Raw genomic sequence first — 23,041 nt, 5'->3', positions numbered from 1 at the left:
TTCAAAGGATAGGTATTTGATAGAGTTGTACATAATAATCAGTTTTGGAGGAGCCTGATCATGTTTGAGATTTTTCTCTTTGTGAATCCTGTTGGCATTTATTGCTACAACACAGAGACATTAATTAAAGATGCAATTGATGAACTCAATATTAATTCTTCTTACCATTTTGTTCCCGTAATAAATGCTAAAGTTATTAAAGAAGACATCATTAGAAGAAAAAAAGCTGGTCAAAGAATTACTGATATACCGCAATATACTATTGCGTCTTTTCAGGCGCTACGTCATTATCATGCAATTAAACTTGAATACGGTAACAAAAAGGCACGTGCTTATTTAGTTGCCTTGCAAAGAGCAATGAGCGAAGATTTTAATAAATACTCTGCAGATTTGCCCAGACAAGTTGCTAGTGACCTTAACTTAAATTTTAATCGTATAAATGATCGCAGGATTGCCCACTATATTGACGATTCAATTTTCCAAGACAAAAAATTAGTTCGTAAATTTAATGTAAGAAATATACCTACTACAATTATTTTCAATGAAAGTGGTAATTACAGCGGGATCATGCTGGAAGGAATATTAGCTCATGATAAACTAGTTAAGCTTTTTAAAAGCAACGGCTGTATCAATGAAGAAGAAAAAAATTACTATCCTATTAGACACTTACGTTTGATTTAAATACTTAGTGACATTATCACAAGTGTTAACAGCGCGAAAATTTTGAAAAACCCAGGACGGCAAATCTTCAATGGTTTGCCGCTTTTTGTATAATTTTTCTGCTATTTGCATGCCTTTTAAACTTTTTTGCGCAAGTTGTAATTGCAGGTACTCTTTTTGCTTTTGAGCGTTTATCTGGTATTTTTGTAAATTTGGCTGAAAGTGCCATAAATTTCTTAATCCAACTGGATTTAAATTAAAAACCTGTATTTGATAATGAAGTTTATTCGTAACGGGTTCTAATAAGACGTTATATTTAAGGCGCAATATTTCTTGCTGCGGATTAATTTCCAAATAATAATCTCGCCATGCTTGATTATTGCGAAAAAAGATAAGTTGCGACTTTTTTAAATTTTGTTCCAAATAGTGCCTCTTACCTACAATCCAAATATCTTTCACCCCTAAATGCCGGTAAAGCAAGTGGCGGTGACGAAATTCTGATTTATTAAGAGGAGCACATTGAATTTCAAAAGCGAGTTTTGGACTGGCCAAAATATCAGCACGCAATTGCCCATTTGCTAAACTAGCTTCTATTTGTGCATCAAAATGCGTTTTTCTAAGAGCTGTATAAAGCAGTTCTTTACTTAGAGCATGTTCTTTATTTTCCCCAGACATGTTAATCACTTGGGCAAGATGCTTAAAATAAGACCCCCCTTTTTTGATTATCAACTGCACTTCTCTTTGACAATGCGGACAGAAATATTTTTGACTTAAATTTTTATTTTGCTGCTTTTGCGCTTCATCAACAGCTAATACTAAGACATTATTCAACAGAGCTGCGTACATTTTTATCACCTAAAAATAAGTACGCAAAAAAGGCAAGAATTAATTCTTGCCCTTCTATCTAATTAAAAATATTTTCTATTTAATTTTGCTAAAATAATGGCGCAAGCAACCTAAAGCATCATGTGCAATTATCTGTTTACCATTGATACGTACGCGAGCCATTTCATTTGCTTTAACCTTAATACCATATTCATTTGCAATCGCCCATGCGTCGGCAGGTTTGATTTCTGCATAATCAGTATCAGTAAAGGTCAGTTCAAGGTAAAATTTTCCTCGTTCAAAGTAAAGACTGGATTCTAAATCAGCAGCTAACAGACTATCAGCCAGTTCCACTACTTGATTAAGATCGTTGAAACAATATCCCTGTTTCTTTTGTAACTTCCAAAATTCCTTCTTACCCTTAGGAGTAGAAGAAGTATCTTCTTCACTATTTCCTTCGTCTTCATTTTCCAGATCAAGAAAAGATCTCCGTGAATCTTGATTGTTCTTCCCATTATTAGCGGTATCATTATCAAATAATTGGGCTAAATTATTCCGATCTTTATCTGTTACTTTGGTGATAAGTAAATCAAGTCCACCATTATTAGGCATTACTTGAAAAGTAACCGGCGCATCCTGACTAAATGAGTGATCAGTATCTATTTCGTCCAAAATCGAATAAAAGAAATGTTGAATTTTATTTTTATCGCCCAGTAAATCTAAAACTTTAAGTCCACGATTAGCCAGTTCTTTTTTACCTATTCTCACGCGAATTGTGTTGTCGTTAATATGATCTACTTGCATGAGTTCTCACCTCCATCAGGTTCTTTGTTCTATTGTAGCGTACTTTCCCAATAAAATAAAAGCGTTAGTTTAAAAACTAACGCTTTTATTTTAAACTTTCATGAATTTTATAGATCTGCAATTTTTTGCATTTCTTCAAGTTCAAGACGACGGACTTTTCTAGGTAAAAAGCGTCTGATCTCGTCTTCGTTATAGCCAACTTGAAGTCGACGGTCATCCATAATTATTGGACGTCTTAAAAGACTTGGATTCTTTTCAACCAAGTCAAGTAGTTGATCGATTGACAAGTCATCAAGATTTACTTTTAATTGTTGAAATGCTCTTGAACGCGTAGAAATAATTTCTTCAGTACCATTTTCGGTCATACGTAAAATTTGTAAAAGCTCTTCTTTAGTTAAAGGCTCAGAAAAAATATTTCTTTCCTTAAAAGGAATGTCATGTTTTTTTAGCCAAGCCTTTGCTTTACGGCATGATGTACAGCTCGGAGATATATATAAATTGACCATATATTTCACGCTCCTTCAGAATTAGTCTTCTAAATTATTATAGCATACTACTTCTTTTTTGTAAGTAGATTTTCCATAACTAACTATAATTTTATGGTAATTTTTAAAAGTGAATATTCTATGACTTTTTTACCAAGAAAGATTAAAGAAATTAAAAAAGGACACATTAAATTTTTATGAATGTATCCTTTTTTTAATCAATATTTATTTGTCCACTTTTTTCATTAAGTCACTAACTAACTGCTCATTTTCTTCAGCAGTTTCTGAAACGTAACAAGCTTTATTAGCTAATTCCTTAATATCATTAGTGTTCAACTTCTTCATTAAACTTCTAATGCGCAAAATTGAAGTAGCACTCATTGAATATTCGTCTAATCCCATTGAAAGCAGGATTGGGAACATTGTGCTGTCTCCAGCTGCTTCACCACACATGCCACACCAAATGCCATTTTCATGAGCTGCATCAATTGTGTGCTTAATTAAGCGTAAAACTGATGGGTTGGCTGGTTGGTAAAGATAAGAAACATTATCATTGCCACGGTCGGCAGCCATTGTGTATTGGATCAAGTCATTAGTACCGATTGAGAAGAAATCAACTTCTTTAGCAAGTTGATCAGCTAAAACAGCAGCGGCAGGAACTTCAATCATCATTCCAACTTCTAAGTCAGAACCCATTTTAACGCCTTTAGCTGCTAATTTTTCTTGCTCCTCTGTCAAAATTGCTTTAGCCTTGCGTAATTCGCCTAAAGTACCAATCATTGGGAACATAATTCCCAACTTACCATAAGCTGATGCGCGCAAAAGAGCTCTTAGTTGTGTACGGAAGATTTCTTCATTTTGAAGTGAAAGTCTAATAGCACGCACACCTAAGAATGGGTTCATTTCATCTGGCAAATCCCAGTAGTCAAGATGCTTATCGCCACCAATATCCATGGTTCTGATAATAACTTGTTTACCGTGCATTCCTTCAATAACTTCCTTGTAGGCTTCAAATTGTTCGTCTTCGGTCGGGAAGTCTTTTGAATCCATATACAAGAACTCAGTTCTGTATAATCCAACGGCTTCAGCACCATTATCGTTTACACCCTGCATATCATTTGGTGTACCAATATTAGCAGCAATTGTGAACTTCTTGCCATCAGCTGTGACAGAAGGTTCATTCTTTAATTTTTCCCATTCAGCCTTTTGCTTTAAGAAATCAGCACTCTTTTGCTTATAATCAGCGATTTGACTATCAGTTGGATCTACAATCACGTCACCATTAAGACCGTTAACTGCAACAGTCTCACCATTTTGAACATCTTTGGTAATAGAATCTGTACCGACAACTGCTGGCAATTCCAAAGAACGTGCCATAATTGCTGAGTGCGCAGTTCTACCACCAATGTCTGTAACAAAGCCCTTAACGTATTTCTTATTTAATTGAGCCGTATCACTAGGGGTTAAGTCGTGAGCAACCACTACAACTTCATGGTCAATAGAAGCTGGATTTGGTAATTCTTTACCCAGTAAGTGAGCCATGATTCTCTTAGAAACATCGCGCACATCAGCTGCACGCTGCTGCATGTATTCGTTATCAGTCATGCCTTCAAAAATTGTAATGAATTTTTGCGCAGTTTCATCAAGAGCAGCTTCACTATTAACCTTCTGCTCCTTAATTTCATTTTCAATTGCACCCGTAAACTCAGGATCATTTAGAATCATTAAGTGAGCTTCAAAGACTTGAGCTTCATCTTCACCTAAACTCTTCTTCGCACTATCGCGAATTTTTTCAACTTCAGCAGTAGAAACTGAAATTGCTTCTTTATAACGAGCTAATTCACTATCAACATCACTAACTGTGGCTTTGGTGAATGAAAGATCTGGTTCAACCAAGAGATAAGCTGGTGCTACAGCAATGCCATCACTTGCAGCAATTCCTTTTAATGTCTTGGTCATTATTCAGCCAAACCCTCTTTTTTCATTGTTTCAGAAATAGCATTGATTGCATCTTTTTCATCATCACCATCAGCACTGATAGTAACATCAGCATTCTTACCAACACCAAGTGACATAACACCCATGATTGACTTTAAGTTAACTGATTTACCATTGTATTCCAAGTTGATATCTGAACCAAACTTAGAAGCAGCTTGTACTAGCAATGTAGCTGGACGAGCATGAATACCTGTTTCTGCAACAACATGAAAATCGCGTTTTTCCATTATATATATCTCCTTTGAATTCAAAAAATCAAACCGGTAGTAAATACCTATTCGCCTACTTAGACTATCATTTTTTTGTGAATTAGACAACATAAATGTAACAGTTTACATCATTAAACTTCAGTCTTGGTTTGCGAATAAATTATTTTACCGCCCCTCAAAGCCTTTCCGGTTATATTTTGCCTTTTGCCAAAAGACCTTAGTGCAGCTTGAAATTCAAAAGCATTTTGCGGGCCAACTTCGTAATGATCAAGTTCCCCATTTGCCAACTGCTCTAAAATTTTTTGATAATCCATTTTACCACCGCTTTTTTTAAACCGATATCATTAAAGCAATTTTTTGATTTTGCCTAGAATTATTTTATCATATTTAGGCTACTTACAAATAATAAGAAATAAGTTTTAGCACTTGATTATTGCGAGTGCTAATTATATAATTTAGTAAATTGATATGAAAGGCGGTAATATAATTGCTTTGTCAAAATTGTCAAAAACGACCAGCCTCCATTCACCTTTTTGCAGAAGTTAATGGACAGCGTCGAGAAATTAATTTATGTGGACAATGTTATCAACAACTTAAACAACAAGGAAATATTAATATGAACAATGACAATAACGGCTTCTTCGGCGATCTCAGCGATTTCTTCAACTATAATGGCAACGCTGGTAACCCAGGGGATCCTAGAATGAGTACTGGTGGTCCGGGCAACGCTAACGGCAATAATGGTGCTGGCGGTGGTCGGTCACTGCTTGATCAGTACGGAACAGATCTAACCGCTCTAGCAAGAAAAGGCAAAATCGATCCAGTAATTGGCCGTGATAAAGAAATTGCGCGCGTGATAGAAATTCTGAACCGCAGAACTAAAAACAACCCAGTCTTAATTGGTGAAGCCGGTGTCGGTAAAACAGCTGTAGTCGAAGGCTTGGCCCAACAAATTGTCGATGGCTCGGTACCTGCCAAGCTACAAGATAAAAGAATCATATCACTAAATGTAGTTTCTTTAGTTCAAGGTACAGGTATTCGTGGTCAATTTGAACAGCGTATGCAGCAACTACTTAAAGAAGTACAAGGCCATGATGATATTATTCTCTTTATTGATGAGATTCATGAAATCGTTGGTGCTGGCAATGCCGAAGGCGGAATGGATGCCGGCAACATCATTAAACCTGCCCTCGCTCGTGGTGACTTACAACTTGTTGGCGCTACCACTTTAAAAGAATATCGCGAAATTGAAAAAGATTCTGCTTTAGCCAGACGTTTCCAACCTGTTGATGTCAAAGAACCGTCAGTAGCTGAAACCATCCGTATTTTAAAGGGCATTCAAAAGCGTTACGAAGATTATCATCACGTTCACTATACCGATGATGCGATCAAAGCTGCTGCAGAATTGTCTGAGCGTTACATTCAAGACCGGTTTTTACCTGATAAAGCCATTGACTTACTCGATGAAGCTGGTTCACGAATGAATTTAACCATTCCTTATGTTGATAAAGAAAAAATGAAGGAACGGATTGAAGCAGCGCAAAAATTAAAGCAGGAATCATTAAAGAATGAAGACTACGAAAAGGCCGCATATTACCGCGACCAAATTGAAAAATATAATAAAATGAAGGATCAAAAAGTTGATCCAGATAAATCTCCGGTAATCACCAGTAAGATTATGAACAAGATTGTCGAAGAAAAGACTGGTATCCCTGTTGGCGATTTGCAAAAGCAGGAAGAAAATCAGTTACAAAACTTGGCACCAAATCTTAAAGCGCATGTTATCGGTCAAGACAAAGCCGTTGACAAGTTGGCGCGGGCAATTCGCCGGAATCGGATCGGTTTTAACAAATCTGGTAGACCAATCGGCTCCTTCCTCTTTGTAGGACCAACGGGAGTTGGTAAAACCGAACTTGCCAAACAACTGGCTAAACAAATGTTTGGTTCAGAAAATGCTTTAATTCGGTTTGATATGTCTGAATACATGGAGTCATACTCTGTTTCTAAATTGATCGGTTCTGCTCCGGGTTATGTTGGTTATGAAGAAGCTGGACAACTTACTGAACGAGTACGTCGTCACCCATACAGCCTAATACTGCTTGACGAAATCGAAAAAGCTGATCCTGCTGTTATGAATTTGTTCTTACAAATACTTGATGACGGTCGTTTAACTGATTCACAGGGAAGAACGGTTTCATTTAAAGATACTATTATCATCATGACTTCTAACGCGGGTCAGGGTATTAAAAATACCAGTGTCGGCTTTACTGCTGAAAATGCTAATGATAAGCCTGATTCAGCAAGAAGTTCAATGAGCCAGTTCTTTAAGCCGGAATTTCTCAACCGTCTGGATGATGTAATCGAATTTAACGAATTAACTAAGGAAGACTTAGTAAAAATTGTCAATTTGATGTTAACAGAAGTCAACGATATGGTTAAAAACCAAGGTTTACAGATTACTGTTAGCGATGAAGCAAAGAACAAATTGGTCGAAGAAGGTTATAACCCAGCTATGGGTGCAAGACCTCTTAGGAGAACTATTCAAGAAGAAATTGAAGACAAAGTGGCAGACTATAAACTGGATCATCCTGCAGCTAAGCGCTTATTAGCTAGCGTAGCTGATGGCAAAATTGTGATTAGTAATGATGAAAATACCGGTGATACCGAGGCTAACACCGAAAATAATTAGTTAAATTAATTTTTCACTAAGCATGATTATTGCAAATTATGATAATCATGCTTTTTATTAAAGAAAAAAGTTATGATTAGTTGTATACTAAAATAAAAAAGAGCTACTAGAAGAAACGGGTGAAATCCATGCATTTGATAGATGTAACCAATAGTTATCGGGACCTTGTTCATAGTCAACTAAATACCACTAATGTAAATTATGTTAAAGTATATTCTCTAGGCAATACCTCTGTTATATACACCGAAAGTGATAAAGCTATCGGGATTGTCTTGGAAAACCACAATCGACGCGTCCGTAAAGATGAAACAGAATTTGTAATTGAACGATTAGTTAAACAAAAAAATCCTTCCTATGTTTTAACTTTTGACAAAAGTCAACATGTAATTGAAATTCACATTGATAAATAAAAAAACTGGCTTAATGCCAGTTTTTTATTTAGAGCTTTTCTGTTAATTTCACGTCAGGATACTTATCCCGGAAGAAGCGCTCAGCAAATTGGTTTTCAAATAAGAATAATGGTTGACCGTAGCGATCTTTGACCAAAAGGTTACGGCTATTAGCCATAGCGGGATCAAGCTGATCAGGATCAATCCAACGTGCAACTCTGTGACCAATATTTGTCATCTCCACATCGGAATTATATTCATTCTTCATCCTAAATTTAAAAACTTCAAATTGCAGTTGTCCCACAGCACCTAAAATATATTCATCAGTCTGATAATTTTGGTATAACTGAATGGCTCCTTCTTGAACCAGTTGCACCATTCCCTTATGAAACGACTTCTGCTTCATCACATTTTTGGCAGTGACTCTGACGAATAACTCCGGTGTAAATTCCGGTAGCGGAGGGTAAACAATCTTGCGCTTACCAGCATAAATACTATCACCAATTTGAAAATTACCCGTATCATATAATCCGACAATGTCACCTGCCACGGCATCCGAAACCTGCATTCTTTCACTTGACATAAATTCAGTTGCATTGTTCAAGCGAATCGGTTTACCCGTACGAGCCAAAGTAACATCTAGTCCCTTTTTAAATTCACCGCTACCAATACGGACAAATGCAATACGATCACGGTGATGAGGGTTCATATTAGCTTGAATTTTAAAGACAAAACCGGAGAAATCTTGATCATCTGGGGCTAAATTTTCGTTATCATTAACTTCATGGCTGGCAGGTGAAGGTGCAAGCTTGACAAAGCTCTTTAAAAATGTTTCAACTCCAAAATTAGTTAAGGCAGAGCCAAAAAATACTGGGGTCTGATCTCCTTTAACAATTTTAGCAAGATCAAACTGGTTACCAGCTTCTTTAATTAATTCGATTTCTCCCAGAGTATCCTGAAACTGCGGATTTTGACTAAATGGTTCACTAGCAGGTAACTTACCCTCTTTATTAAGTGCTAAAAAGCGGTCAGGTCCATCTTTGTGGTACATTTCAATTTGGTTGTTGGCAATATCATACAAGCCTTCCAACGTTTGACCAGAACCAATCGGCCAATTCATGGCTACGCCCTCGATACCTAACAGGTCCTCAAGTTCAGCAATCAAATCAAGTGGCGGTCTGCCGTCACGATCTAGCTTATTCATGAAAGTAAAGATCGGAATTCCTCTTTGCTTAACCACCTTAAATAATTTTTTGGTTTGCGGTTCAATACCTTTAGCCGAATCAATGACCATAACCGCGGAATCGACCGCCATTAAGGTCCGATAAGTATCTTCGGAAAAATCTTCGTGCCCGGGAGTATCGAGAATATTAATTCTTTTTCCCTGATACTCAAACTGCATAACTGAACTGGTAACGGAAATACCACGTTGCTTTTCGATTTCCATCCAATCACTAGTCGCATAGTGACCAGTTTTACGAGCTTTAACAGTTCCTGCACTACGAATTACGCCACCAAAAAGAAGCATTTGCTCCGTTATCGTAGTTTTCCCTGCATCCGGGTGCGATATAATAGCAAATGTTCTTCTTTTTTTAACCTTATCTAATAGTTCATTACTCATTAAGTATTTTGTTCTTCTTTCTTCTTCGGTTTTTCCTCAGGTATAGTTAGTAAAACAGTCATCAGTCTTGAACGCATCATCCTTCTAGTTGTCAAAACCATGCCGTTATCCAATTTAACCGCTAATTTTTCTCCTTTGGCTGGAATTATGCCTAATTTGGTAATCATATAACCTGCAATGGTATCTACATTTTCCATTTCCAGATCTGTACCAAATTCTTCATTAAATTCATCAAGAGGCATTTTACCATAAATGACATACTTATTAGGGGCAATCTGGTGTACCAAAACTTCGGTTTGGTCTACTTCGTCATCAATATTACCGACTATTTCTTCAATAATATCTTCTATTGTAGCAATACCAACCACACCACCATACTCATCCGTCAAAATAGCCAATTGCTGCTGCGTCTGCTGCATTTCAAACAACAAATCACTAAGTTCAGTTGTCTCTGGAGCAAAGAGGGGTGGATTCATAACGTCATCATAAGTAATTTTGTCAAAGCCCTTCTCCCAAGCTTTACGCAAAACCGTCCGAATATGAATGATGCCTACTATTTTATCCTTATCGTGTTGATAAACCGGTATTCTGGAATATGGTTCACGCAGTATTTCCTTAAGATGATCCTGCAAACTCTCCTGGCAATCAACCATAAAAGCATCAATTCGCGGAACCATTACTTCACGTACCATCCGTCCCTGAAAATCCAAAACTGCATTTAACATTGAAAATTCATTATCATTGATTTTTTTCTGCTGATGTAAATCTTCAATTTCTGAAATTAAATGTTCTCTTGTTTCTTCATCATTTGTAGGGGAAAATTTATTTCTGAAACGCTCAAATAAATTCCCCTTCTCAGGGTCGCTAGTCATTTTTTTGCTCTCTTTCTTAAAATAACGTATTAAATATCAACATTATATCATGTACACAAACAATATGTTAGAATAGCACGTAAGAAATGAGGTTTTACCATGAAAAAAAGTCATGTCATACTTGTTTTTACGTTCCTACTTTTAATTCCTTATTTATGTAGTTTAACTATTATTGGCATTGGCTACGATGCTCTTGTTTTGCATTCAGCCGATCTTTTCCGCACTACCATTGGCGCTATAGTCGGAGCTTTAATAATGTTTGCCATCAAAGCCACGATTCAAAGACCAGTTGACTTGTTAGCCGTTGAAATAGATGATGGCTTGTTAAAACAATTATTACGCTTTTTCAGTATTAGACGGCGCTATTTTCTACAAGTTGCCAATGTAATCTTAGATTTTATTCTTTGTTTTGCAGCCACTTTTGTCGTGCGTGAATTTTTAACCCTAGATCAAATAGTGGGTAAATCTGTGGGAATTGTGATGCTGGTAATGCTTTTATCAACTTGTCTGGGCGCTTATGTTGAGTATGACAACCTGTCAATTGATCCTAAACAACACTAACTGTTAAAGATCGTCTTCAAGATATAGTTCTTGGGTCAGTTTTTTTGTCTTTAAATCTAAATTTTGCAAAACATAAGGGGTTAAACTATCGCCGGGATTTTGATAAATTTTAATTCCTGTATCTGCCACAGTAGCTAAAAATTGTGAAATTACTATATTTAAGGGTTGACTAAAAAAAGAAATATTCTGATTATCCTTTTCCTCAACTGCTACTTGGGTTTCAGGCAGCACAAATTTCATTAATCCTCGCGGAACCTCAATCTCGTTTGGCGCAATTACTCCGTACCAGTACATAAAATTTTCAGGACCAAAAACCACCAAACTACTGCGAGTATTATTTAAATTATTCTGGGCAATAAAATTCAGAAAAGTCTGGTCTTGTTCCATTGCCATATTTGATTCGGTGAAAGTTTTCTGTTCATCCATTAATTGGTCCGGAAAAGGGCGTCCAACAAAAGTTACTTTTTTTTGCAGTTTTTTCATAAAATCTCCTAATATTCATCTAATTCAGCTAAGGAAATAATCTCACCAGCTAGAAAAGCATCAATTTCGCTAGTGGTAAAGCCGTGAGTAAATAAATAGTTGCGTATTTTGTTTTGTTTCTGGCCTTCAGGCAAACGACGAAACCGTTTATACGCCTTTATCCCCTGCTTTTTTAATGCTTCTATTTGATCTTCGTCATTTTGCGATAAATTAATTTGAGCAATTATTTCACTGGCAAGAGCACTAGAAAAGCCATGACTTAATAACTTGGCTGTCATTTTACGTTCAAGCTCGCGCCTGGAAAATTTCCCCACTTTACTTTTCATAGATTTAAGGACCTTCTCACCCGGCTTAAACCAGTCATCATCAGCTATTTCAGCTAAAGTATTGTCAATTATTTCCGGAGCAATGCCCTTCTGCCTCAACTTATTACTGATACTAATTGGTCCATCAGTACCAATGCGCAAATTTTGTCTAACCAATAATTGGGCGTACTTGGCGTCGTCCAAAAAGCCCATTTCTGTTAGCTGACTGACCGCTGCTTGCGCCGACTCATTGTCAATGTCGTGTTTATTAAGGTATTGCAAAACCTCAAAAACCGTTCTGGGTTCATAACTTAAATAATTTGTCGCTATATTAGTTGCCTTTGCACCGGCATCAAACTGTTTAATTGCCACAATTTGTTCTTCAGTTAATTCCTGACCCTTCAAGAGCATAAACTCAGCCACTGTTTGTTCACTGGCAGAAAAAGAGTATGTGCCATCTAAAAAGATGTTGTAGCGTTCAGGTCTTTTTTGACTGCTAACTTTAGTAATAATTGGCATAATAATTTACCTTTCTACTCATCAACTCCATGCTAGCAAATTTTGCTCATTCTTGCTAAATACTTTTTTCTGGGAGTACAATAAATTGTTAACATTTACTATTTTATTGTAGAAAGAAAACTATGTACAAGAATTTTAATCAAAAGAAACAAAAAGATAAAGATATTATTATTACCATCAAAAGACTTGGTATTAATGGTGAAGGAATTGGTTATTACCGCAAGAAAATCATTTTTATACCAGGTGCTTTACCAAGCGAAGTGGTAGTAGCCAAGATTATTAAAGAATATCCGCGCTACATTGATGCTGAACTGGTACGTATTAAGGAGAAAAGCCCAGATAGAGTTGCTTTCCCTAATAATGTTGACCCCGCAATTGGCGGACTGGAACTTGCTCATTTAGCTTATCCAAAACAACTTGAATTTAAAAGAGATAATGTTCTAGAAGCTCTTAAAAAATACCATCCCCGCGGTTATAACAAATATAAAGTTAAAAAGACTATTCCTGCACCTGAAGAATGGCAATATCGCAACAAAGCGCAATATCAAATTGAACAAAATCACGGTCAAATAAACTTAGGTCTTTTTGCCCCCAATTCACACCAACTGTTTGATTTGCCGGAAATGCCCACTCAAAATAAAGACACTCAAGAAACTGAGCGCAAAATCAAAAATCTGGTAGAGAAGATGCACATTAAAATAGCTGATCCTTACCTGCATTTTGATGGTCTTAAAACAATCGTGGTGCGTCAAGCACATGCTACCCGTGAAATTCAGGTAACACTAATTACTGTCGGTCACAGTATTAAAAGTCTAAGTCAGCTGGCCCAAGAAATTATGCAGCTTCCTAACGTAGTCAGTGTTTATCAAAATGAAACTGACTGGCGTAATCCGCAAGTCTGGGGCAACAAAACCACTAAATTGGCCGGCAAAAATCAGATTACTGATGAAATTCTCGGTAAAAAATTTGCATTGTCACCACGAGCTTTCTTCCAATTAAATCCAGTACAAACCATTACCCTTTATTCAAGAGCGCTCAAATTCTTAGATCTAACGCCTGAAGAAACTCTGATTGATGCTTATAGTGGTGTCGGCACACTGGGAATTTTAGCAGCTGATCAGGTCAAGCAGGTTATTGGTATTGAAACCATCCCTGAGGCAGTTGCTGATGCAAACCATAATGTGGAACTCAACCATATTAAAAATGCTAATTACATTCAGGGCAGTGTAGAAAAGATTTTACCTGAATTAGCCAACAATGGCGTGCCAATTGACGCATTAATTGTCGATCCCCCACGTACCGGCTTAGCTAAAAGCTTAATCAAAACCTTATTGAAGGTTAAGCCTAAAACCTTTGTTTACATCTCTTGCAACCCTTCCACTTTGGCGCAGGATTTAGTTTTATTAAGCGAGGCCTATAATGTCAGGCTAATAGAAAATGTAGACATGTTGCCGCAAACACCGCGCTGTGAATGTGTTGTTAAGTTAACTTTAAGATAAATGAAATAGTTGCCGCAAATTGCGACAACTATTTTTTAGTGGATTAGGTTTAAATGTTTAAAATTCGCGATTTTAAGCAAATAATCATTTGTATAAAACTAAATAAACTTTTTTGAGCTTGCCATTTAAGATTAGACAACAAACAAATTATGGAGATAGAAAATATGATAACCTTAACCACACGTTTATCTTAACAGATACATGTAAGCGCTAGCAAGCATAAAGCGTAATCTATTTGATATATTTAGCTAAAAATGTTGCAACCCGTTTTTTGTATTCTTTGGGATGCTTTGAAAATGACTTGGCGTGTTTAGCTTTGGGTGCAACCCATATTTCCTTTGGCCCCTTAGTAGCCTTATAATTAGGATAGACCATTCTAGTAGGTACAAAATTGTCACGACTGCCATGAATAAAGAGCATTGGCCGATGATTTTTATTTAATTGGTTTACGCTGGAGGCATTACCCATAAAGTAGCCAACTTTCAGCCTATTAATGCCGCTTAAAATCTCAACTAAAGGAAAACGTGGAAAGGCAGGCATATTGTATAAAACTCCTGCCTCGTGTTCAATTTCGTCTTTAACACTAGTATAGCCGCAGTCTTCAATAAATACTTTAACTTGCTGAGGCAGTTTCAGACCACTGGTCATCATGGCAGTTGCCGCACCCATGCTCAAGCCATAAACTACAATTTGTTGCTGCTTACCAGTCTTTTGCAACAAATAATTAATCCACTTCTTGACATCATCTTTTTCTGGCCAACCATAACCGATATAATTTCCTTCACTCTTGCCTTGGGCCCGCGGATCAGGTGTTAAAGTATTGTAGCCCAATTCGTGAAACAAGGCATCATATTCACCCATATCTTCTTTGGTATCCATATAACCCGGCAAAACAATAGCTGTTTTACTAGAATTCTTATGAGGAATATAATTAGCATCTAACTTATATTTACCGTCAGCCGAAGTCATGTACCACTTTTCTTTTGCGGTTTTCTTAAACCAGATTTTTTCACGGTAAAGTGGGTCTGATTTCTTGATCACCTTGCTTGATGACGATAAAAAGCTTTTTTCACCAGGAACACATGCTACTGTGAAAAAGTAGTAGCCAGCTCCCGTAAATAGCAAACATACTAGTAAGATAATAACAATTAATGACACCCACAACTTTTTATGTTTTAATTTTTTCAATTAGTTAAGCCGTCCTTACTAAAATAATATCTTATAGTATAACATTTTTAATTTGTATAGGAATAATAAAATGCGATTAACTGACTTTTTACAATTAACCAACGATTTAAATAACCAAACTAACTTGTACCTAACTATTGACCAAAAGGCAATTCCGCTGGCAAAAGTAAAGATTACCAGTACAGCTTGCCTATTTATTCCGGGCAAGAAGCCCCTAACCAAAGACAAATTTATTAAATTGGTACAAAATATTCATGGTCGTAGTATTACCATATACATAAGTCAGAATGACCAAAAAATTTCAGTTTATGGGATACAAATTATGACCAGTCAAAATGCCATTAGACTAACTTAAAAAAAGCTGCTAAAAGCAGCATTTTTTGCTTGAACTATTTTTGCCGATATTGCCGGACGTGATTTTCAGTACCGGCAAAATACCACATGCCGCTCTGTTCATCACTTGCAAGTTCCAAACCATCTTCTGGGACTTGCAAAGCTTGATTAAAAATTTGTTCATATTCCGGAATACTTAATTTTTGTCTTCGCGCAATCATTGTTTGATCTGCAGTCTTATGCAAAGCTTGTTCATAATTGCTAACAATTTGCCCAGAGTAAAACTCTCCCATTGCACCGGAACCATAAGAAAACAAGCCAATTTTGGCGTTTTCTGACAACTGTGCATTTTCCAATAAACTCAGAAGACTTAGGTATAAAGATGCAGTATAGATATTACCAATTTTCTTACTATAACAAGTACTTGCAGTAAAATTATCCGCTAGACGCTTTTTAGTTTCCTCATCTTCTTTCTCAATTGCCAACTGGTTTGCCTTGAAACCCATTTTCACAAAAGGCAAATGATAAAGTAGCGCTGTAAAATCACTGGTTTTGCTACCTGTTTGAGTTTGATATGCAGTGTAAGTATGTTTAAAGAAGTCCAAATAGACGTTTTTGGAATATTTACCATCAACCAGCGCCACCGGAGAATTATTGGGGCGCCAAAAATCGTTAATATCTGCGCTATAAGCACTATGACCATCATTCAAGGTTATAATTTGGGGATCAGCCTTGATCAGGATGCTTATACTACCTGCACCCTGAGTGACCTCGCCACCGGTGTTAACACCATACCGTGCAATATCTGCTCCAATAACAATTGCGCTGTGGTTTGGGTGCAAGCGCACATAATCACGAGCAATCATTATGCCAGCGGTCATACCAAAACATGCTTCTTTTACTTCGAAAGTTCTCACATTTGCAGGCAAGTTTAAAGCTGATTTAATAAAAAGTGAAGCTGATTTAGATTGATCAACCCCGCTTTCTGTTCCCACTATCAATAGCCCGACTTTTTCGAGTTCAACCTGATCTAAATATCTCAAAGTTGCGTTTATTCCCATTGACACGGCATCTTGAGTTTGATCAGCCACACTCATTTTTCTTTGTCCAATCCCGATCAAAAATTTATTGGGATCCTCATTGCGCGCGTGCGCCAAATCCACCATATCAACATATTTATTTGGAGTATAAAAACCAATTTGATCAATTCCGACTTGCATTGTTTTCCTTTCTAACTTCTTGTAAAAATTCTCGCGCAGCTGCTTGACTGTATTTTTTAGAGCTGACCAGCTTTTGCAAAACTGCTTTTTGCTCTTGGGAGGTTGCTTTAAGGCTGGCAACAATATTCCTGGCTTGCAATTTCATGTGTCCTTTTTGAATACCTTGAGTGGCGATTGCCAATAAAGCCGCCAAGTTATTAGCTAAACCAATCGCAGCGATAATATCCGCTAGTTGATTGCTGGTAATATTTTTACCCAAAATGCGATAACTTTGCTTGATATCTTTTCTGGAATTGATTGAGCCGCCAACGGTGCCAATTGGTAAAGGAACGCTGGCCTGACCTATCAATTTGTCTTCTTGCACAATCCATTCACTCAGGCTGGTATATGAGCCGCTGCTACTTGACCAGACTCCACAAGCTGCTGCTACAGCCCTGGTATCATTACCGGTTGCTAGTAAGACTGCATCAATGCCATTCATAATCCCCTTGTTATTGGTAACAGCTCTCATGGGGTCAGTTTGACCAATTTTACTTAGCAAAGCGATTTTTTGAGCTGTTTTTCTGCCGCCAATTATTGCAATAGGCACCTCAACTTTAACTTTAGTTATTTGGCTGGGATAATTAGATAAAATAGCAAATAATTTTTGCTCAATACCAGGACAAGCAGCCAGCTTAGCCGCCATGTACTCTAAAATAGAATTTACCTTGTTTGCCCCCATAGCTTCAGCTGGATCGACTAGGACTTTTAAAAAAAGCAGTTCTGCTTCTTGTTTTGCAGTGATAGTTTTCACACCGCCACCGTGGTTGACTAAACTGGCAAATTTATTATTAGTCAGCTTAATAAGTTCTGGGAAAAAAGCCTGCAATTTAGCCGCCTGAAAATTTTCACTAACTTGCAGTATGATTTGACCCCAAATGCCGTCACGGTGACTTTCCGCTGTAAAACCTCCAGCTTTTGCTGCAATACTCGCACCATGATTGGCCGCAGCCACTACTGATGGTTCTTCAGTGGCCATAGGAACTTGATAGTTTTGACCATTAACACGGAGATTTTGCACAATGCCAATCGGCAAACGCAATTGTCCTACCACGTTTTCACTTAACAAATTAAGTTCGTCCAGCACTTCGGTGTCAATCTCATCCAGTTCAATTCCCTGCTGCTTAAGCAATTCCCGTCTTTTAGCAGGTGGTAATTCATAAAATTTCATTTTAACATCTCTCAACTTCACATGCGATTGCCTGTCCGCCACCGATACAAAGGGTAACTAGCGCTTTGCGACCATTGATGTGATTCATGATATTGATTGCTGTCCCCACTAAGCGAGTACCTGTGGCAGCCAGTGGGTGCCCTAAAGCAATAGCGCCACCAAAAATATTTAGCTTGGCCTCTGGAATTTCCAGCTGCTTAGCTAGAGCAACACTTGGAGCAGCAAAAGCTTCATTAACTTCAATTGCATCGTAATCATCTAGCGTGTTATTTGTTTTTTGCAATAATTTTTTGACTGCAAAATAAGGCGCCATGCCCATGTATGCGGGATCAGTACCTGATTCAGCAAATGAGCCTAGTCGCGCAAGTGGTTTTAAGTTTAATTCTTGGACTTTCTCGCCTGTCGCCAAAATAATCATACTGGCACCGTCACTTAATGGAGAAGAATTACCGGCAGTGATTAAACCATTTTCTTTAAAAACAGGCTTTAGTTTGCTTAGCGCATCTAAATTAGTATCTGGACGGATTGTTTCATCCTGCTGGACAAATTTTCCGTTAGTTTTTACAGCAATTATTTCGTCTTTAAAAAAATCCTGTTGGACAATTTCTGCTGCTTTGTGATGCGACTTTGCACTATATTGATCCATTTCTAAGCGACTAATACCATACTTTGCGGCCACATTTTCGGCAGTTAATCCCATGTGTGAACCGGAAAAAGCATCAGTTAGACCATTTTGGAGCATTTCGCTCTGAAACTGGGGCTTTGCTTTATCTTTTGCCAAATAAGTCGCATTAGTCATACTTTCTGCGCCGCCCACAGCCACTAAGTCAAAGTCACCTAACTCCATTTGTCCTTGAGCCACGCGGAGTGCTTTCAGGCTTGAACCGCAAACTTCATTGATGGTAACGCTGCTGCTCTTTTCACTCATCCCAACATTTAAAGCAATTTGCCGAGCCATATTTTGACCTAAACCAGCTCCTAAAACATTGCCCATAAATAGCGCATCAAGTTTTTCAGCTGCTAAATCAATGCTTGTTAAAGTTGCTGATAGTGCTAATTCGCCCAAATCGACAGCGCTTTTTTCTGCCCACAAGCCGCGATACCGACCAAAAGGAGTCCTTTTAGCTGCAACAATATAAATATCTTTCATTTTACCTATCCCCTAGCAAAAAGTTTCAACGTGCATGATACAAAAATTTATTGCTCAAAGACAGTAAAAAGCGCCACATTAAGAAAAATTTTATACAAAAAAAGAAACCATTAATTAATGGTTTCCAAAGTTGCAAAATTCAACTATTTATTATTCTTTACCTTGCTTTTCCAATTTTTTACCCAAATTGATAATATATTTGCGCAAAGCATCTTTTGTTTCAGGATGCTTTAAGCCGTATTCAATTGAGGTTTCCAAATAGTTTTCCTTGTTACCAACATCATGGCGTACGCCATTGAAGACATGGGCAAAAACACGCTGAGTTTTGTTCATAGTATCAATTGCATCTGTCAACTGAATTTCTCCACCCTTATCAGGTTTTTGTTCAGCTAAAATCGGAAAAATCTCTGGTGTTAAAAGATAGCGTCCGATAATGGCAAAATCACTTGGTGCCTTATCAACAGCCGGCTTTTCTACAAAAGACTTAACGTTAATCAAACCGGGCATAATTTCATTTTCAGGCTTAATAATGCCATATTTAGAAACTTCTTTGTGAGGCACCGACATGACAGCAATTGTAGAAGCATGAGTTTCATTATAGCGATCAATTAGCTGCTTAGTTAACGGCACTTTATCCATCATCAAATCATCGCCGAGCATGACGACAAATGGCTCATCTCCGACAAAACTGCGTCCGCGCGCAATTGCATCTCCTAAACCTGCCGGATAAGGTTGGCGGGTATAGTAAATATTAATGCCCAAGTGCGTAATGTCTTGAGACATTTTTAGCAGTCCCGTTTTGCCCTTTTCTTGTAAATTTTGTTCAAGTTCTGGATTTGAATCAAAATGATCTTCAATTGACCGTTTATTTTTACCGGTGACAATTAAAATGTCTTCAATACCAGATTTCTTGGCTTCTTCGACAATAAATTGAATTGTAGGTTTGTCAACAATTGGCAACATTTCCTTAGGCATTGACTTGGTTACCGGCATAAACCTTGTACCCAGTCCTGCTGCCGGAATAATTGCTTTCCTTACTTTCATTACCTGTACACTTTCTATAAATCACAAACCTAATATACCAAAATATTTTCCATTGTGCCAATTTTTACCGGTGGCGCTTTCTTTGAATATATTCAGCAAGTCGGCCTACAGAATAATGGACGCCACCATAATTAAGCGTCACAATAGCTGAATTAACGCAAGTACCTAACAGGAATACAATCGACGAAATATTGAGCCAAAGCATAAATATGATAAATGTACCAATAATGCCATAGTTTTCCCAGCTAATGCGAAAATGATGCAGGTAGAAGCCAAAAAGCCAAGACAAAATAATCCAGCCGAATAAGGTGGTAAATACACCCGGCCAAATAACTTTCTTTTTCAGCCTAATATTAGGCAAAAAGTAATTTAAATAATATAGCGCGCCAATCATCGTAATTATGATGACGGGATAGCGATAACTAAATATTTTTTCAATTTCCCCAACTGAAAAAGAAAAAATAGGTTTTAAAAATTCCAGTACCTGCTGACCAAAGATGAGCGTCAAACTAAGCAAAGCAAAAACGATAATCATTAAATTAGTCAGCATAATAGTGATTGATCTTGTCCAAACAGTAATTTGCCATTTTTGTTTTAATTCAACTGCACGTACGCCATAAACACGGTTCATACCAATTCGAATTGCGTTAACCAAAGAAGATACGGACCACAATGCCAAAACAATACCAAAAGAAATATAGCCAGTAGACTTACTCTTAAGTAAAGAATTTATTATTGGCATGATAAATTTGGCAATCTTATCTGGAAAAATTAATTTTAAATAACTGGCAATTGGGTCAGTATCAATATGAAATAACGGTAAAACGTTCCCGATTATAATGATTAATGGAAAAATCGAAAACAAGACATAATAAGCAATCGCAATTGCACTGGTTAAAACTTCACCTTGAGTAAATTTTAAGGAGACAGTTTTATAAAATAAAAATGACCGTTTTTTGATTGCCTCAGCTTTTCTTCCCATGCACCTTAGTCATCCATTTCGTCAAAATGAGGTAGATATTTTTCGTAACCATCGTAGGGTTTTTGCAAAGTTAAAATCTTAGGTCCGTCTTTAGTAATGGCAAAAGTATGTTCAAATTGAGCGGATTTTGAACCATCAGGTGTAGCATAAAACACCCAGTCATCTTTAGGATCTGGTACGCTTTTTTCTACAATTCGCCAGTCGCCACCAGCTTCAACCATTGGTTCACAAGTGATAGTCATTCCTTCACGTAAGCGCAGGCCATGTCCGGCTTTGCCCCAATGAGGTACCTCAGGATCTTCGTGAATGCTTGGTTGAATACCGTGACCTACCAGCTCTTTCACATCACCATAATGGTGTTCATCTTCTACAAAATGCTGAATAGCAGCCCCAATGTCACCAATGCGGTTTCCTAAAACTGCCTGATCAATTCCTAAATACATAGCCTTTTTTGTGGTATCCATTAAATCCTGGTCTGCCTTAGAAATTTTGCCTACTGGATAAGTGGTACATGAATCTGTTTCATAACCATTAAGGTTGCAAGTAACGTCAACTTTTACCAGATCGCCTTCTTTTAAAACGAAGTCTTTTCGCGGTGTTGCATGCGCAATCTGATCATTAACAGAAATACAAGTGCCGTATTTATAACCTTCAAAGCCTTGTTCTGAAAGTCGACCTCCCCGGCTTTTAACAAAATCTTGACAAAACTCTTCAATTGTCCAAGTTGTAATTCCCGGTTTAATTACATCACGCAAGCCTTCAAACATTGAAGCTAATAATCGACCTGATGCCTGCATACCCTTGAGTTCTCTAACGGATTTAATTGTAATCAAATTTAATTTCCCCTCTGTAAAATGATGTTTGATTACATTATAGCGTTTTTTAAAAGTTTACTAAAGAATTTCATAAAAGCAGCAAAATTGGGTATAATGTTTTGGTGAATCAGTTTTTGTGAAAGGTATGAACAAAATGAAGGCTAGAATTGTCTACGCAAGTATGACCGGTAATGATGCTGATATAGCAGATATATTAGATGAAGATTTACAAGATTATGGTTTTGATGTTGAAACCAGTGAAGCTGAATTTACCGATGCTAGTGATTATTTAACAACTGATCTGTGCATTTTCGTCACCTATACTTATGGTGAAGGACAAATGACTGATGAAATTGCTGATTTTTATGATCAATTAAAAGAATTAGATTTGAGCGGCAAGTTCTTTGCTGTTATGGGCAGTGGCGACAGAGTATATAACGATCATTTTTGCGAAAATGTTTTTGATTTTGAAAAAATGTTCAAAGAAGTGGGCGCTAAAGAAGTCACTAAGCCTGTAACAATTGAAAATGCCCCTGGCGATGACGACCTCGACCTTATTGACAACGCAGCTAAGGAAATGGCTGAGCAACTAAATGGTTAAGAATAAAAAAATGGATTCTAGAAAATTTAACTCGGTATCAGATCCTAAAATCCATCGCCTAGCCAACAATCTGGTTAAAAGACACCGTAATCTATTTGTTTACATGGTTTTTGGCTTTATTGCAGCTCTAATCAATACAGTAGTGTTTATGGTACTGCATAAGTGGTGGCATAGTGTGGTGCTAGTTTCTAATACTATTGCCTTTATTATTTCAAACTTGGCTTCGTTCGTATTTAATCAAAAAGCCGTTTTTATTAACAACGTAGATGAGGAACATTCAACTTGGCAAAAATTAATTGTCTTCTTTACCTACAGAATTATTAGTCTTATTCCTGACAGTTTAATCATGCTGGTTGGTTTGTCTTGGCTGCACTTAGACGCCCTATTCGTGAAAATTGTTGATCAAGTTTTAGTAGGTATTTTCAATTACCTGACTACTAGATCCGTGTTTCAAGCACAAGAAACAACGATAATTAAGAGGGCAAAAGAAAAAATTAAAGCGCGCAAAAACAAAAGGTGATAACTTGTAAGTTATCACCTTTTTAAATTATCTATTTTTATAGTAAGTCTCCACTTGTG

25 protein-coding genes are annotated in these 23,041 nt (G+C 37.2%); 8 read left to right on the top strand and 17 right to left on the bottom strand.

The window, feature by feature from the left end; all coding sequences use genetic code 11:
* The first annotated feature begins 60 nt into the window (after positions 1 to 60).
* Positions 61 to 681: a DsbA family protein gene (locus DLD54_RS03000; protein WP_046326899.1), complete on the top strand. Its 621-nt coding sequence runs from the start codon at positions 61 to 63 to the stop codon at positions 679 to 681.
* On the opposite strand, the gene DLD54_RS02995 is transcribed toward DLD54_RS03000, so the two are convergent.
* From DLD54_RS02995 to DLD54_RS02970, 6 genes are all read right to left on the bottom strand, one after another.
* Positions 667 to 1,506: a competence protein CoiA family protein gene (locus DLD54_RS02995; RefSeq protein WP_109918171.1), complete on the bottom strand. Its 840-nt coding sequence runs from the start codon at positions 1,504 to 1,506 to the stop codon at positions 667 to 669. The genes DLD54_RS03000 and DLD54_RS02995 overlap by 15 nt on opposite strands.
* Before the next feature lie 75 nt (positions 1,507 to 1,581).
* Positions 1,582 to 2,289: an adaptor protein MecA gene (locus DLD54_RS02990; protein WP_109918170.1), complete on the bottom strand. Its 708-nt coding sequence runs from the start codon at positions 2,287 to 2,289 to the stop codon at positions 1,582 to 1,584.
* 107 nt (positions 2,290 to 2,396) lie between these two features.
* On the bottom strand, positions 2,397 to 2,795 hold the full coding sequence (gene spxA, locus DLD54_RS02985; RefSeq protein WP_038521818.1) for a transcriptional regulator SpxA: 399 nt from the start codon (positions 2,793 to 2,795) through the stop codon (positions 2,397 to 2,399).
* Positions 2,796 to 2,999: 204 nt separating this feature from the next.
* Entirely contained in the window at positions 3,000 to 4,733 is a 1,734-nt protein-coding gene (ptsP, locus tag DLD54_RS02980; protein ID WP_109918169.1) for a phosphoenolpyruvate--protein phosphotransferase, read from the bottom strand.
* On the bottom strand, positions 4,733 to 4,999 hold the full coding sequence (locus DLD54_RS02975; protein WP_034977366.1) for a phosphocarrier protein HPr: 267 nt from the start codon (positions 4,997 to 4,999) through the stop codon (positions 4,733 to 4,735). Before DLD54_RS02975 ends, ptsP begins: the two co-directional genes overlap by 1 nt.
* Before the next feature lie 113 nt (positions 5,000 to 5,112).
* Positions 5,113 to 5,295: a hypothetical protein gene (locus tag DLD54_RS02970; RefSeq protein WP_109918168.1), complete on the bottom strand. Its 183-nt coding sequence runs from the start codon at positions 5,293 to 5,295 to the stop codon at positions 5,113 to 5,115.
* 173 nt (positions 5,296 to 5,468) lie between these two features.
* Here DLD54_RS02970 and DLD54_RS02965 point away from each other — a divergent pair, with 173 nt between their 5' ends.
* Together DLD54_RS02965 and DLD54_RS02960 are read left to right on the top strand one after the other, a co-directional pair.
* On the top strand, positions 5,469 to 7,670 hold the full coding sequence (locus tag DLD54_RS02965) for an ATP-dependent Clp protease ATP-binding subunit (RefSeq protein ID WP_109918167.1): 2,202 nt from the start codon (positions 5,469 to 5,471) through the stop codon (positions 7,668 to 7,670).
* Positions 7,671 to 7,798: 128 nt separating this feature from the next.
* Complete coding sequence (locus DLD54_RS02960; RefSeq protein ID WP_046326895.1) at positions 7,799 to 8,080, top strand: DUF1827 family protein; 282 nt, start codon at positions 7,799 to 7,801, stop codon at positions 8,078 to 8,080.
* A gap of 28 nt (positions 8,081 to 8,108) precedes the next feature.
* Here the strand turns inward: DLD54_RS02960 and DLD54_RS02955 are convergent, their stop codons facing one another.
* Both DLD54_RS02955 and DLD54_RS02950 read right to left on the bottom strand, forming a co-directional pair.
* Positions 8,109 to 9,680: a peptide chain release factor 3 gene (locus tag DLD54_RS02955; protein WP_046326889.1), complete on the bottom strand. Its 1,572-nt coding sequence runs from the start codon at positions 9,678 to 9,680 to the stop codon at positions 8,109 to 8,111.
* Positions 9,680 to 10,552, bottom strand: coding sequence for a hemolysin family protein (locus tag DLD54_RS02950; RefSeq protein ID WP_046326888.1), 873 nt, complete (start codon positions 10,550 to 10,552; stop codon positions 9,680 to 9,682). The genes DLD54_RS02955 and DLD54_RS02950 overlap by 1 nt, the downstream gene beginning before the upstream one ends.
* Positions 10,553 to 10,651: 99 nt before the next feature.
* On the opposite strand from DLD54_RS02950, the gene DLD54_RS02945 reads away from it, so the two are divergent.
* Positions 10,652 to 11,113 carry a hypothetical protein gene (locus DLD54_RS02945; RefSeq protein ID WP_046326887.1) on the top strand — a complete coding sequence of 154 codons (462 nt, stop codon included), beginning with the start codon at positions 10,652 to 10,654 and terminating at the stop codon, positions 11,111 to 11,113.
* A 3-nt stretch (positions 11,114 to 11,116) separates the two neighbouring features.
* On the opposite strand, the gene DLD54_RS02940 is transcribed toward DLD54_RS02945, so the two are convergent.
* Both DLD54_RS02940 and recX read right to left on the bottom strand, forming a co-directional pair.
* Positions 11,117 to 11,596, bottom strand: coding sequence for a hypothetical protein (locus tag DLD54_RS02940; RefSeq protein ID WP_109918166.1), 480 nt, complete (start codon positions 11,594 to 11,596; stop codon positions 11,117 to 11,119).
* Positions 11,597 to 11,604: 8 nt separating this feature from the next.
* Entirely contained in the window at positions 11,605 to 12,420 is an 816-nt protein-coding gene (gene recX / locus DLD54_RS02935) for a recombination regulator RecX (protein WP_109918165.1), read from the bottom strand.
* 122 nt (positions 12,421 to 12,542) lie between these two features.
* Here recX and rlmD point away from each other — a divergent pair, with 122 nt between their 5' ends.
* Positions 12,543 to 13,919 (top strand): 23S rRNA (uracil(1939)-C(5))-methyltransferase RlmD, encoded by a 1,377-nt coding sequence (rlmD, locus tag DLD54_RS02930; RefSeq protein WP_109918164.1) that lies wholly within the window; start codon positions 12,543 to 12,545, stop codon positions 13,917 to 13,919.
* A gap of 231 nt (positions 13,920 to 14,150) precedes the next feature.
* On the opposite strand, the gene DLD54_RS02925 is transcribed toward rlmD, so the two are convergent.
* Positions 14,151 to 15,107: an alpha/beta hydrolase gene (locus DLD54_RS02925; RefSeq protein WP_109918163.1), complete on the bottom strand. Its 957-nt coding sequence runs from the start codon at positions 15,105 to 15,107 to the stop codon at positions 14,151 to 14,153.
* A 70-nt stretch (positions 15,108 to 15,177) separates the two neighbouring features.
* Here DLD54_RS02925 and DLD54_RS02920 point away from each other — a divergent pair, with 70 nt between their 5' ends.
* Positions 15,178 to 15,462 carry a hypothetical protein gene (locus DLD54_RS02920; protein ID WP_109918162.1) on the top strand — a complete coding sequence of 95 codons (285 nt, stop codon included), beginning with the start codon at positions 15,178 to 15,180 and terminating at the stop codon, positions 15,460 to 15,462.
* A gap of 34 nt (positions 15,463 to 15,496) precedes the next feature.
* Here DLD54_RS02920 and DLD54_RS02915 read toward each other — a convergent pair whose 3' ends face one another.
* From DLD54_RS02915 to map, 6 genes are all read right to left on the bottom strand, one after another.
* Positions 15,497 to 16,660 carry a hydroxymethylglutaryl-CoA synthase gene (locus DLD54_RS02915; protein WP_109918161.1) on the bottom strand — a complete coding sequence of 388 codons (1,164 nt, stop codon included), beginning with the start codon at positions 16,658 to 16,660 and terminating at the stop codon, positions 15,497 to 15,499.
* Positions 16,644 to 17,870: a hydroxymethylglutaryl-CoA reductase, degradative gene (locus DLD54_RS02910; RefSeq protein ID WP_109918160.1), complete on the bottom strand. Its 1,227-nt coding sequence runs from the start codon at positions 17,868 to 17,870 to the stop codon at positions 16,644 to 16,646. Before DLD54_RS02910 ends, DLD54_RS02915 begins: the two co-directional genes overlap by 17 nt.
* Position 17,871: 1 nt before the next feature.
* Positions 17,872 to 19,020, bottom strand: coding sequence for a thiolase family protein (locus DLD54_RS02905; RefSeq protein ID WP_038521777.1), 1,149 nt, complete (start codon positions 19,018 to 19,020; stop codon positions 17,872 to 17,874).
* Positions 19,021 to 19,170: 150 nt separating this feature from the next.
* A complete protein-coding gene (gene galU / locus DLD54_RS02900) occupies positions 19,171 to 20,064 on the bottom strand; it encodes a UTP--glucose-1-phosphate uridylyltransferase GalU (protein WP_109918159.1) in 894 nt (297 codons plus the stop codon).
* A gap of 64 nt (positions 20,065 to 20,128) precedes the next feature.
* On the bottom strand, positions 20,129 to 21,046 hold the full coding sequence (locus DLD54_RS02895; RefSeq protein WP_046326878.1) for a YihY/virulence factor BrkB family protein: 918 nt from the start codon (positions 21,044 to 21,046) through the stop codon (positions 20,129 to 20,131).
* 5 nt (positions 21,047 to 21,051) lie between these two features.
* The gene (gene map / locus DLD54_RS02890) at positions 21,052 to 21,879 is read right to left on the bottom strand and encodes a type I methionyl aminopeptidase (protein ID WP_109918158.1); all 828 of its coding nucleotides are present in this window, start codon (positions 21,877 to 21,879) and stop codon (positions 21,052 to 21,054) included.
* Positions 21,880 to 22,015: 136 nt separating this feature from the next.
* Between map and DLD54_RS02885 the strand changes: the two genes are divergently transcribed.
* Both DLD54_RS02885 and DLD54_RS02880 read left to right on the top strand, forming a co-directional pair.
* Positions 22,016 to 22,462, top strand: a complete 447-nt coding sequence (locus DLD54_RS02885; RefSeq protein ID WP_046326876.1) for a flavodoxin — start codon at positions 22,016 to 22,018, stop codon at positions 22,460 to 22,462.
* Positions 22,455 to 22,982, top strand: a complete 528-nt coding sequence (locus DLD54_RS02880) for a GtrA family protein (RefSeq protein ID WP_162542256.1) — start codon at positions 22,455 to 22,457, stop codon at positions 22,980 to 22,982. The genes DLD54_RS02885 and DLD54_RS02880 overlap by 8 nt, the downstream gene beginning before the upstream one ends.
* The last annotated feature ends 59 nt before the right edge of the window (positions 22,983 to 23,041 follow it).

Source organism: Lactobacillus helsingborgensis, from assembly GCF_003173695.1.
In the GTDB taxonomy this organism is placed as follows: domain Bacteria; phylum Bacillota; class Bacilli; order Lactobacillales; family Lactobacillaceae; genus Lactobacillus; species Lactobacillus helsingborgensis.
This window is presented reverse-complemented; position numbering and strand designations above follow the sequence as displayed.

Coding starts and splice junctions, on each gene's coding strand:
- DLD54_RS02995 (WP_109918171.1), bottom strand. CDS start 1,506: ATGTACGCAGCTCTGTTGAATAATGTCTTAGTATTAGCTGTTGATGAA.
- DLD54_RS02885 (WP_046326876.1), top strand. CDS start 22,016: ATGAAGGCTAGAATTGTCTACGCAAGTATGACCGGTAATGATGCTGAT.
- DLD54_RS02945 (WP_046326887.1), top strand. CDS start 10,652: ATGAAAAAAAGTCATGTCATACTTGTTTTTACGTTCCTACTTTTAATT.
- DLD54_RS02955 (WP_046326889.1), bottom strand. CDS start 9,680: ATGAGTAATGAACTATTAGATAAGGTTAAAAAAAGAAGAACATTTGCT.
- DLD54_RS02940 (WP_109918166.1), bottom strand. CDS start 11,596: ATGAAAAAACTGCAAAAAAAAGTAACTTTTGTTGGACGCCCTTTTCCG.
- DLD54_RS02950 (WP_046326888.1), bottom strand. CDS start 10,552: ATGACTAGCGACCCTGAGAAGGGGAATTTATTTGAGCGTTTCAGAAAT.
- DLD54_RS02895 (WP_046326878.1), bottom strand. CDS start 21,046: ATGGGAAGAAAAGCTGAGGCAATCAAAAAACGGTCATTTTTATTTTAT.
- DLD54_RS02915 (WP_109918161.1), bottom strand. CDS start 16,660: ATGCAAGTCGGAATTGATCAAATTGGTTTTTATACTCCAAATAAATAT.
- ptsP (WP_109918169.1), bottom strand. CDS start 4,733: ATGACCAAGACATTAAAAGGAATTGCTGCAAGTGATGGCATTGCTGTA.
- galU (WP_109918159.1), bottom strand. CDS start 20,064: ATGAAAGTAAGGAAAGCAATTATTCCGGCAGCAGGACTGGGTACAAGG.
- DLD54_RS02905 (WP_038521777.1), bottom strand. CDS start 19,020: ATGAAAGATATTTATATTGTTGCAGCTAAAAGGACTCCTTTTGGTCGG.
- spxA (WP_038521818.1), bottom strand. CDS start 2,795: ATGGTCAATTTATATATATCTCCGAGCTGTACATCATGCCGTAAAGCA.
- DLD54_RS02990 (WP_109918170.1), bottom strand. CDS start 2,289: ATGCAAGTAGATCATATTAACGACAACACAATTCGCGTGAGAATAGGT.
- DLD54_RS02910 (WP_109918160.1), bottom strand. CDS start 17,870: ATGAAATTTTATGAATTACCACCTGCTAAAAGACGGGAATTGCTTAAG.
- DLD54_RS02970 (WP_109918168.1), bottom strand. CDS start 5,295: ATGGATTATCAAAAAATTTTAGAGCAGTTGGCAAATGGGGAACTTGAT.
- recX (WP_109918165.1), bottom strand. CDS start 12,420: ATGCCAATTATTACTAAAGTTAGCAGTCAAAAAAGACCTGAACGCTAC.
- DLD54_RS02920 (WP_109918162.1), top strand. CDS start 15,178: ATGCGATTAACTGACTTTTTACAATTAACCAACGATTTAAATAACCAA.
- DLD54_RS02880 (WP_162542256.1), top strand. CDS start 22,455: ATGGTTAAGAATAAAAAAATGGATTCTAGAAAATTTAACTCGGTATCA.
- DLD54_RS02975 (WP_034977366.1), bottom strand. CDS start 4,999: ATGGAAAAACGCGATTTTCATGTTGTTGCAGAAACAGGTATTCATGCT.
- rlmD (WP_109918164.1), top strand. CDS start 12,543: ATGTACAAGAATTTTAATCAAAAGAAACAAAAAGATAAAGATATTATT.
- DLD54_RS02960 (WP_046326895.1), top strand. CDS start 7,799: ATGCATTTGATAGATGTAACCAATAGTTATCGGGACCTTGTTCATAGT.
- DLD54_RS03000 (WP_046326899.1), top strand. CDS start 61: ATGTTTGAGATTTTTCTCTTTGTGAATCCTGTTGGCATTTATTGCTAC.